This is a genomic window from Micromonospora sp. NBC_00421 (assembly GCF_036017915.1).
Taxonomy (GTDB): Bacteria; Actinomycetota; Actinomycetes; order Mycobacteriales; family Micromonosporaceae; genus Micromonospora.
This window is the reverse complement of record NZ_CP107929.1, coordinates 3,082,082-3,093,378: the sequence shown is the minus strand read 5'-3', so window position 1 is coordinate 3,093,378 and position 11,297 is coordinate 3,082,082. Positions and strand designations below refer to the sequence as shown.

General features: G+C 73.3%; 1 protein-coding gene. It reads left to right on the top strand.

What is annotated here, in order from left to right:
* Nucleotides 1–54: 54 nt before the first annotated feature.
* Nucleotides 55–11,262, top strand: a complete 11,208-nt coding sequence (locus OHQ87_RS13105; RefSeq protein ID WP_442930823.1) for a type I polyketide synthase — start codon at nt 55–57, stop codon at nt 11,260–11,262.
* Nucleotides 11,263–11,297: the final 35 nt, after the last annotated feature.

Genomic DNA, 11,297 nt, shown 5'->3' with positions numbered 1-11,297 from the left:
GGCACGCGTCACGTACCGCTGCAGAACGAGGAAGTGAGACCAGCCATGGCGAACGTGCCGGTGGAGAACGAGGGGCCGAGGCCGACCACGTCGGACGAGGAGCGGCTCCGCGAGTACCTGACGCGTGTCGTCGCCGAGCTGCACCAGACCCGCCAGCGGCTGCGCGAGGTCAGCGCCGAGGAGTGCGAGCCGGTGGCGATCGTCGGCATGAGCTGCCGCTACCCCGGCGGCATCGACTCGCCGGAAGAGCTGTGGCGGTTCGTCTCGGCCGGAGGGGACGCCATCGGCGGCTTCCCCGCCGACCGGGGCTGGGACCTCGACCGGCTGCACCACCCCGACCCCGACAACCCCGGCACCTCGTACACCTCCTCCGGCGGGTTCCTCGGCGACGCCGGGCAGTTCGACGCGGCCCTGTTCGGCATCTCGCCCCGCGAGGCCGTCGCCATGGACCCGCAACAGCGGCTGCTGCTGGAGGTCACCTGGGAGACGTTCGAGCGGGCCGGCATCGCGCCGCTGTCGCTGCGCGGCAGCCGTACCGGCGTCTTCATGGGCACCTCCGGCCAGGACTACGCCGCCGTCATGCACCGCGCTCCCGGCGTCGAGGGGTACGTCCTCACCGGCACCGCCGCCAGCGTCGTCTCCGGCCGGATCGCCTACACCTTCGGGCTCGAAGGACCCGCGGTCACCGTGGACACCGCCTGCTCGTCGTCGTCCGTCGCCGTCCACCTCGCCTGCCAGGCCCTGCGTCAGCGCGAGTGCGGCCTGGCGCTGGCCGGCGGGGCCACCGTGCTGGCCACCCCCGGCCCGTTCGTCGAGTTCTCCCGGCAGCGCGGCCTGGCCACCGACGGGCGGTGCAAGTCGTTCGCCGCCTCTGCCGACGGCACCGGCTGGGGCGAGGGCGTCGGCGTGCTGCTGCTCGAACGGCTCTCCGACGCCCGCCGCAACGGTCACCCGGTGCTCGGGATCATCCGCAGCTCCGCGGTGAACCAGGACGGTGCGAGCAACGGGCTGACCGCCCCGAACGGCCCCGCCCAGCAGCGGGTCATCCGGCAGGCGCTGGCCGGCGCGAAGCTCACTCCCGACCTGGTCGACGTCGTCGAGGCGCACGGCACGGGCACCACCCTCGGTGACCCGATCGAGGCGCAGGCGCTGCTCGCCACGTACGGGCAGGAGCGGGGTGCCGGTGCCCCGCTCCTGCTCGGGTCGATCAAGTCGAACATCGGGCACACCCAGGCCGCTGCGGGCATCGCCGGGATCATCAAGATGGTCCAGGCCATGCGGCACGGGGTGGTCCCCGCCACCCTGCACGTCGACGAACCCACCCCGCACGTCGACTGGTCGGCCGGCCAGGTCGCCCTGGTCACCGAACCGACGCCGTGGCCGGCCGTCGACCGGCCCCGTCGGGCCGCGGTCTCCTCGTTCGGGATGAGCGGCACCAACACCCACGTCATCCTCGAACAGCCCGAGGACGCCCCCGCCGCCGCCGAGCGGCCCGACCTCCCCGCTCCCGCGCCCGTGCTGCTCACCGGCCGCACCCGCACCGCGCTGCGCCGTCAGGCCGGGCTCTGGTCGCGGTACGTCGCCGAGGGGTCCGACCTGGACCCGGCCGACGTGGGCTGGACCTCGGTGGTCTCCCGGTCGCCCCTCGGACACCGGGCGGTGGTCTTCGCCGCCGAGCGCGAGGAACTGGCTGCCGGGTTGACGGCGCTGGCCGATGGTCGGCCCGGGTCGGAGGTCGTCACGGGTGTCGCCGGCAACCCCGGTGAGGTGGCTTTCGTCTTTCCTGGTCAGGGTTCGCAGTGGGTGGGCATGGCGGCCGAACTGCTGGACACGGCTCCGGTGTTCGCGGAGAGGTTGGCGGCCTGTGCGGAGGCGTTGGGTCCGTATGTGGACTGGTCGCTGCTCGACGTGGTGCGCGGCGTACCGGACGCACCGTCGCTGGACCGGGTCGACGTGGTCCAGCCGGCGTTGTTCGCGGTGGGTGTGTCGTTGGCGGCGCTCTGGGAGTCGTACGGGGTTCGTCCGTCGATGGTGGTGGGTCATTCGCAGGGTGAGATCGCTGCCGCGTGTGTCGCCGGGGCGTTGAGTCTGGACGACGCGGCGGCGGTGGTGGCGCTGCGGAGTCGGGTCATCGCCGAGGTGGCCGAAGCAGGCGCGATGGTGTCCGTCGCGACGACCGCTGACGAGATGGTCGGGACGATCACGCGCTGGGACGGTCGGATCGCCCTCGCTGCGGTCAACGGGCCCACCTCCGTGGTGGTGTCGGGTGACGTGGCCGCTCTCGACGAACTGGTGGCCCACTACGAGTCCCGCGAGATCCGTGTTCGACGGGTGCCGGTGGACTATGCCTCGCATTCGGCGCATGTCGAGCCGTTGCGGGAGCAACTCCTGGAGTTGTTGGCGGGGTTGTCTCCGCGTAGTGGGCAGGTGCGGTTCTGGTCGACGGTGGTGGGGGAGTGGCTGGACACAGCCGCTCTCGACGCGGATTACTGGTATCGGAATCTGCGACAGACGGTGCGTTTCGATGAGGCGGTGCGGGGTCTGGTCGCCGCCGGCTGTTCCGCGTTCGTTGAGGTCAGCGCGCATCCGGTGTTGACGATGGCGGTGCAGGAGTCGGTGGAGTTGGTCGCTGCTGATCCGGCGGCGGTGACGGTCACGGGTAGTCTGCGTCGTGGTGAGGGTGGTCTGGGTCGGTTCCACAGTGCTGTGGCGGAGGTTTTCGTCAGGGGTGTGTCGGTCGACTGGCGGCCGGCGTTCGGTGGTTGGTCGGGGCGTCGGGTCGACCTGCCCACCTACCCCTTCCAACGGGAGCACTACTGGGTGCCGGCGGAGGAACCCGCCGCCCCGACCACCGGTGCCGGCCTGCTCGACCACCGGTTCTGGGACGCCGTCGAACGCGCCGACCTGGACGCCCTGCGCGGCACCCTCGCCGTCGACGACGCCGAGGCCGTCGCGTCGCTGCGCACCCTGCTGCCCGTCCTCGCCGACTGGCGCCGGCAGCGGCAGGAACACTCCGTCCTCGACGGCTGGCGGTACCGGACCGACTGGCAGGTGACCCCGGAACCGGCCGCCGCCCGCCTCCACGGCACCTGGCTCCTGGCACTGCCCGCCGGGCTCGACGACGACCCGGCCGTACAGGGCGTCCGGGCTGCGCTGACCGACGCCGGCGCCGAACTGCTGCCGCTGACCGTCGCACCCGACGCCGACCGGGCCGGGCTCGCCGCGTCCCTGGCCGGTGCCGAGATCGCCGGGGTGGTCTCCCTGCTGGCCTGGGAACCACAGACCGGCGAGGACATCGTCCTGCCCGGCCTGGCCACCACTCTCGCCCTGGTGCAGGCGCTCGGTGACGCCGAACTCGCCGCGCCGCTGTGGCTGATGACCCGGGGGGCCGTCACCGTCGCCCCCTACGACCGGCTCACCGACCCCGGGCAGGGCGCGATCTGGGGCTTCGGCCGGGTGGTCAGCGTCGAGGCCCCCCATCGCTTCGGCGGCCTGGTCGACCTGCCGTCCCGCCTCGACGGTCGTACCGCCGGCCGGCTCGCCGCGATCCTCGGCGGCCCGCACGGAGAGGACCAGCTCGCGGTACGCGCCCCCGGTGTCTTCGTCCGCCGCCTGGTCCGCGCGGGACTCGGCGACCGCCCCCCGGCACGGCGCTTCACGCCCGCCGGAACCGCGCTGATCACCGGTGGCACCGGCGGACTCGGTGCCCGCGCCGCCCGCTGGCTCGCCTCGGCCGGCACCGAGCACGTCGTGCTGGTCAGCCGACGCGGCCCCGACGCCCCCGGCGCCGCCGAACTGGCCGCCGAGCTGCGCGACCTCGGCACCCGGGTCACCGTCGCCGCCTGCGACATCGCCGACCGGGCCGCCGTCGCCGCCCTGCTCGACCGGGTCCAGGCCGACGGCCCACCGGTACGCGCCGTCGTGCACACGGCCGGTGTCGCCCAGACCACCCCGCTCATGGCGGTCACCCCCGCCGAGCTGGTAGAGGTGACGGCCGGCAAGACCGCCGGCGCCGCGCACCTGCACGACCTCCTCGCCGGCCAGGAACTCGACGCGTTCGTCGTCTACTCGTCCATCGCCGCCACCTGGGGCAGCGCGGGCCAGGCCGGGTACGCCGCCGGCAACGCGTACCTCGACGCGCTCGTGCAGCAGCGGCGCGCCGACGGGCGGGCCGGCACCGCCGTCGCCTGGGGTTCCTGGGGGGAGGGCGGCATGCACACCGCCGACTCCGACCGGAAGCTGCGCCAGCGGGGCGTGCCGCCGATGGACCCGGCCGTCGCGATGAGCGCCCTCCAGCAGGCCCTCGAACACGACGACGTCACCCTCACCGTCGTCGACGTCGACTGGTCCCGGTTCGCCCCCGCGTTCGCCTCCGCCCGGCGTCGGCCGCTGCTGGAGGGCGTACCGGAGGCGAAGGCGGCCCTCGACGGCGGGGTGCCGCTCGACGACGCCGACGACGGCACCGCCGCGACGCTGCGCCGCCGGCTGGCCGAGCTGACCCCGGCCCGGCGGGCGGAGACCCTCGCCGACCTGGTCCGGGAACTCGCCGCCGACGTGCTCGGTCACGACGACGCCGCCGCGATCCCGGCCACCACCGCGTTCCGGGACCTCGGTTTCGACTCGCTGACCGCGGTCGAGCTGCGCAACCGTCTCGTGGCCGCGATCGGGCGGCCGCTGCCCATCACCCTGGTCTTCGACCACCCCAACGCGCTGGCGCTGGCCCGCTTCCTGCTCGCCGGGCTGGTCGGCGACACCGCAGCAGCAGCCGAGACCGCCACCCGCTCCGCCGTGCACGACGACGAGCCGGTGGCCATCGTGGCGATGGCCTGCCGCTTCCCGGGCGGCGTCACCAGCCCGGAGGGGCTGTGGCGGCTCGTCGCCGACGGCGTGGACACCGTCGACGAGTTCCCCACCGATCGTGGCTGGGACCTCGACCGCCTGATCGACCCCGACCCGGAGAAGCCCGGCACCACCTACACGGACAGGGGTGCCTTCGTCTACGACGTGGCGGAGTTCGACCCCGGCTTCTTCGGGATCAGTCCGCGCGAGGCGTTGGCGATGGACCCCCAGCAGCGGTTGGTGCTGGAGGCGTCGTGGGAGGCGCTGGAGCGGGCAGGGGTGGTGCCGGGATCCTTGCGGGGTTCACGAACAGGGGTGTTCGTGGGCACGAACGGTCAGGACTATAGGTCCCTGTTGATGGTGGCCGGCGACCAGGTGGAGGGGTTCGGCGGCACCGGGAACGCGGCGAGCGTGGTGTCGGGTCGGGTGGCGTACGCGTTGGGGTTGGAGGGACCTGCGGTGTCGGTGGACACGGCGTGTTCGTCGTCCCTCGTCGCGATGCACCTGGCCGTGCAGGCGTTGCGTCAGGGCGAGTGTGACCTCGCCCTGACGGGTGGTTCGACGGTGATGGCGACGCCCGGCCTGTTCGTGGAGTTCTCCCGGCAGCGCGGAATGGCACCGGACGGGCGGGTCAAGGCGTTCGCGGCGGCGGCGGACGGCACCGGCTGGGGTGAGGGCGTCGGCATGGTGCTCCTCGAACGGCTCTCCGATGCGCGGCGTAACGGCCATACGGTGCTGGCGGTGGTGCGTGGTTCGGCGGTGAATCAGGATGGTGCGTCGAATGGGTTGACGGCGCCGAATGGTCCTTCGCAGCAGCGGGTGATTCGGCAGGCCCTGGCCTCGGCGGGGTTGTCGGCGGCGGATGTGGATGTGGTGGAGGCGCACGGTACGGGTACGACGCTCGGTGATCCGATCGAGGCGCAGGCGCTGCTCGCCACGTACGGGCAGGACCGGGAGGTCCCGCTGCTGTTGGGGTCGGTCAAGTCGAACATCGGGCATACCCAGGCCGCGGCCGGTGTGGCGGGCGTGATCAAGATGGTCCTCGCGATGCGGGAGGGCCTGGTGCCGGCGACGTTGCACGTGGACGAGCCGTCGCCGCACATCGACTGGTCGGCGGGTGCTGTGGAGTTGGTGACGGGGGCGGTGCCGTGGCCGGTGGTGGACCGTCCGCGTCGGGCGGCGGTGTCGTCGTTCGGCGTCTCCGGCACCAACGCGCACATGATCATCGAGCAGGCCGTCGAGCTTCCGCCGGTCGCCGGCGCGCTGTCCACGGCCGACGACGGGCACCCGGGGCCGGGTCTGGTGGACTCCGACGTGGTGGTGTGGCCGGTGTCGGCGCGGTCGGTCACTGCGCTGCGCGGTCAGGCGGAGCGGTTGGCGCGGCATGTGCGTGGGCACGGGGGGTTGGATCCGGCGGCGGTGGGTTGGTCGTTGGCCACGACGCGGTCGGTGTTCGAGTGTCGGGCCACTGTGGTCGGTGCCGACATCGAGGAGTTGTTGTCTGGTCTTGACGCGGTGGGGTCGGAGTCGGTGGGTGTGGTGTCGGGTTCGGTGATGGAGCACGGGTCCGGGGTGGTGTTTGTTTTTCCGGGTCAGGGTGGTCAGTCGGTGGGGTTGGCGGCGGGTTTGGTGGGTCGTTGTGGGGTGTTTGATGCGCGGTTGGCGGAGTGTCAGCGGGCGTTGGCGCCGTTTGTGGATGTGGATCTGGTGTCGGTGTTGACGGGTGGGGATGAGTCGTGGTTGGAGCGGGTGGAGGTGTTGCAGCCGGTGTTGTTTGCGGTGGGGGTGTCGTTGGCGGAGGTGTGGCGGGGGGCGGGTGTGGTGCCGGGGGTGGTGGTGGGTCATTCGCAGGGTGAGATCGCGGCGGCGTGTGTGGCGGGTGTGTTGTCGTTGGAGGATGCGGCGCGGGTGGTGGCGTTGCGGGCTCGTGCTCTTGCCATGTTGGCGGGGACGGGGGCGATGGCGGCGGTGGATCTGCCCGCCGACGAGGTCACGGCCCGGTTGGCTGATCATCCTGGGGTGGTGGTGGGGGTGGTGAACGGGCCGGCGTCGGTGGTGGTGTCGGGTCCGCCGGGGCAGGTCGCGGAGTTGGTGGAGACGTTCCGGGCCGAGGGGGTGCGGGCGCGGCCGATCCGATTCGACTATGCGTCGCATTCCCCGGCGGTGGAGCAGGTCCGGGAGCAGATGCTGACCGATCTGGTCGGTGTGGTTCCGCAGGTGGGGCACACGCCGATGGTGTCCACCCTTACCGGGCGGTGGGCTGATCCCACCGCGATGGATGGTGGTTATTGGTATGAGAATCTGCGGGGTCAGGTGCGGTTCGATGCGGCGGTGCGGACGGCGGTGGGGGCGGGTTACACGACGTTCGTGGAGGTGTCGGCGCATCCGGTGTTGACGATGCCGGTGACCGCGATCCTCGACGACGCGGGGGTGACCGGGCATGTGTTGGGTACGTTGCGTCGTGGTGAGGACGATCCGACGCGGTTGCTGACCAGTCTGGCTACCGCGCATGCGATCGGTCTGCCGGTCGACTGGACGAAGGTCCTCACCCCGACACCCACCCTCGACCTACCCACCTACGCCTTCGACCGGGAACGGTACTGGCTCAAGGCCCCCGCCCACCGGGTACGGGACGTCAGCTCGGCCGGTCTCCAGGACGCCGGGCACCCGATGCTCGCCGCGGCCGTACCGGTCGCCGACGACCAGACGGTGGTGCTCACCGGGCGGCTGTCAGTGCACACCCACCCGTGGCTGGCCGACCACGTCGTCGGTAAGGCGGTGGTCGTACCCGGCACCGGCCTGATGGACATGGTGATCCGCGCGGGCGACGAGGTCGATGCCGGCCAGGTGGGCGACCTGGCCCTGATCAGCCCGCTCGTGCTGCCGGCCACCGGCGCCGTCCAGGTGCAGGTGCGCCTCGGCGCGCCCGGAGCCGCCGGCGAACGGGGCGTCACCGTGCACTCGCGCCCCGAGGAGGGCGGGGACGGGGAGTGGATCCGGCACGCGGAGGGTCTGCTGCTGCCGGGACTCCCCGCTCCCGTGGCAGTGCCGGGTGAGTGGCCGCCGGCCGGCGCCGTCGAGGTCGACGTCGACCTGGACACCTGGTACGCCCACACGGCCGAGAGCGGGATCAGCTACGGTCCCGCCTTCGTCGGCCTGCGCCGGGTGTGGCGCCGCGACGACGAGGTCTACGCGGAGGTGGCACTGCCCGACGCGGTGGCCGCCGAGGCGTCCCAGTTCGGCCTGCATCCGGCCTTGTTCGACGCGGCTCTCCAGGCCACCGGCCCCAGCGGACTGCTCGGAAACCCGACGGACGCCGCCGGCACCGGCTGGTTGCCGTTCGCCTTCCGCGCGGTCAGCCTGCATGCCCACGGCGCTACCCGGCTGCGGGTGCGGCTCCGCTCGCTCGGCCCGGACACGGTCGCCGTCACCCTGGCCGATCCGACCGGGCAGCCGGTCGCCACCGTGGAGTCGCTGACCTTCCGCCCGGTCACCGCCGCCCGGACCGACGAGACCGCCGCGCTGCGCCGCAGCTCGCTGTTCCACCTGGACTGGACGCCGCTGCCGGCGATCGACACGGCCGCCGGGAGCACCACGCGCTGGGCGTTGCTCGGCGACGACTCCCTCGGTCTGGCCGACGCGCTGGCCGCCGCCGGGCACCCGGTGACGGGCCACGTCGACCTGGCGGCACTGGTCGCCGTGCTCGACGACGACGGCGACGTACCGGACGTCGTGGTCGACCTGCGGGCCGGCTCGGACCCGGACCCGGTCAGGGCCGACGTGGACGCGCACGACGCGGCGCGGGACACCCTGGCGCTGGTGCAGCGGTGGCTCACCGAGCCCCGGCTGGAGCAGACCCGCCTGGTCCTGCACACCCGGGGTGCGGTCGCCGCCGCACCCGGCGAGGCCCCCCGTGACCTCGCCCGCGCGGCCCTGTGGGGACTGGTCCGATCGGCGCAGTCGGAACACCCCGGCCGCTTCACGCTGCTCGACACCGACGACGCCATCCCCTCCCTCGCCGCGGTCGCCGTCGCGGTCGCCTCCGGCGAGTCGCAGCTCGCGGTCCGCGACGGCGCCGTCCTGGTGCCCCGGCTCGCCCGGGCGCGGGACGCCGGGGCGTTGTCGCTGCCCGGCGACGAGGCGCCGTGGCAGCTCGACGTCACCGAGAAGGGCACCCTGGAGAACCTGGCCCTGCTGCCCGTTCCGGTCGGGGCGGACGAGGTGCCGGAGGGACACGTCGTCGTCGGGATGCGCGCCTCGGGGCTCAACTTCCGGGACGTGGTGCTGGCCCTCGGCATGGTCCCGGACCAGGAGGTGCTGGGCAGCGAGGGTGCCGGCGTGGTGCTCCAGGTCGGGCCGGGCGTCACCGGCCTCGCTCCCGGCGACCGCGTCATGGGCATCATCTCCGGCTCGTTCTCCTCCGTCGCGGTCACCGACCACCGCATGCTCACCCGCATCCCCGACGGCTGGTCGTACGCCGAGGCGGCGGCCGTGCCGGTGGTCTTCCTGACCGCCTGGTACGGGCTGGTCGAGCGGGGCCGGTTGACGTCCGGGGAGTCGGTGCTGGTGCACTCGGCCGCCGGTGGCGTCGGCATGGCCGCCGTGCAGATCGCCCGTCACCTCGGCGCGGAGGTCTACGGCACCGCCAGTCCCGGCAAGTGGCCGGCGCTGCGCGCCACCGGCTTCGACGACGCGCACATCGCGTCCTCCCGCACCCTCGACTTCGTCGACGAGTTCCGCGAGCGCACCGGCGGGCGCGGCGTGGACGTGGTGCTCAACGCGCTCAGTGGCGTGTTCGTGGACGCGTCGCTGCGGCTGCTGCCCCGGGGCGGCCGGTTCGTCGAGATGGGCAAGACGGACAAGCGGGACCCGCAGCGGATCGCGGCCGAACACCCCGGTGTGAGCTACCAGGTCTTCGACCTGATGGTGGCCGGCCCGGACACCATCGCCCGGATGCTGGACGAGCTGATGGCGTTGTTCGCCAGCGGCGCGCTGCGGCCACTGCCCCGGCGCACCTGGGACGTCCGGCGTGCCCCCGAGGCGTTCCGCTTCCTCAGCCAGGCCCGACACGTCGGCAAGCTGACCCTGAGCATCCCGCAGGTGCCGCGGCTCGACGGCACGGTGCTGGTCTCCGGCGCCACCGGGGCCCTGGGCGGGCTGCTCTGCCGACACCTGGTCACCGCGCACGGCGTCCGGCACCTGCTGCTGGTCAGCCGGCGCGGCCCGGACGCCGCGGGCGCGGACGAGTTGCTGGCCGATCTCAAGGCGCTCGGCGCGGACGTGTCGATCGTCGCCGCCGACCTGGCCGACCCGGACGCCGTCACCCACCTGCTGTCCATGGTGGACGCCCGGCACCCGTTGCGCGCGGTCGTGCACACCGCCGGTGTCACCGACGACGGCACCGTCGAGTCGCTCACCCCGGACCGCCTCGCCGCGGTGCTGCGGCCGAAGGTCGACGCGGCCTGGAACCTGCACCGGGCCACGCTCGACCAGGAGCTGACCGCGTTCGTGCTCTACTCCGCCGCCGCCGGCGTGTTCGGCGGGCCGGGTCAGGGCAACTACGCCGCCGGCAACGCGTTCCTCGACGCTCTCGCCGAACACCGGCGGGCCCTCGGCCTGCCGGCGGTCTCCCTCATCTGGGGCCTGTGGGCGCAGGCCAGCGGCATCACCGGGCATCTCGACACCGTCGACCGGCGGCGGCTGGAGCGCAGCGGGCTGGTGGCTCTCAGCAACGAGGAGGCCCTCGCCCTCTTCGACGCGTCCTGGCGGTCGGAGCGGGCGGTGCTGATGCCCGCGAAGATCAACACGGCGATGGTGGCGTCCGGTGCGCCCGTACACCCGCTGCTGTCGGCCCTGGTCCGTCCGGCCAGCCGGCGGGCCGTCGCCGCCGAGGCCGCCGGCGGCCAGGCGTTCGTCGACACCCTGCGCACCCTCCCCGGGGACAAGCGGGAACGTGCCCTGCGCGATCTGGTGCTGTCGCACGTCGCCGTGGTCCTCGGCCGCGGCGACCCGGCCGGCATGGACCCGGGCAGGGCGTTCCGGGAACTCGGCTTCGACTCGCTCACCGCTGTCGAGTTGCGCAACCGGATCGGGGCGGCCACCGGGCTGCGGCTGCCGGCGACGCTGGTCTTCGACAACCCGACGCCGACGGCGCTCGCCGCGTACCTGGCGACGCAGTTCTCCTTCGCGGACACGGCGGCGGACCGGTCGGCGGGTGTCGGACGGGAACTCGACCGGCTGGAGGCGGCGCTGGACGGACTCGACCCGACCGACGACGAGTTCCGCCGGATCACCGACCGGCTGCACAGCCTGCTGGACCGGCTGGCCGACCGGCAGGCCGACGTGGCTGGCGACGACGACCTGGAGTCGGCCACCGCCGAGAACATCTTCGACCTGATCGACCGCGAGCTGGAGACATCGTGACCGCCAGCCGCAACGACCACGGCATGCCGAGTGAG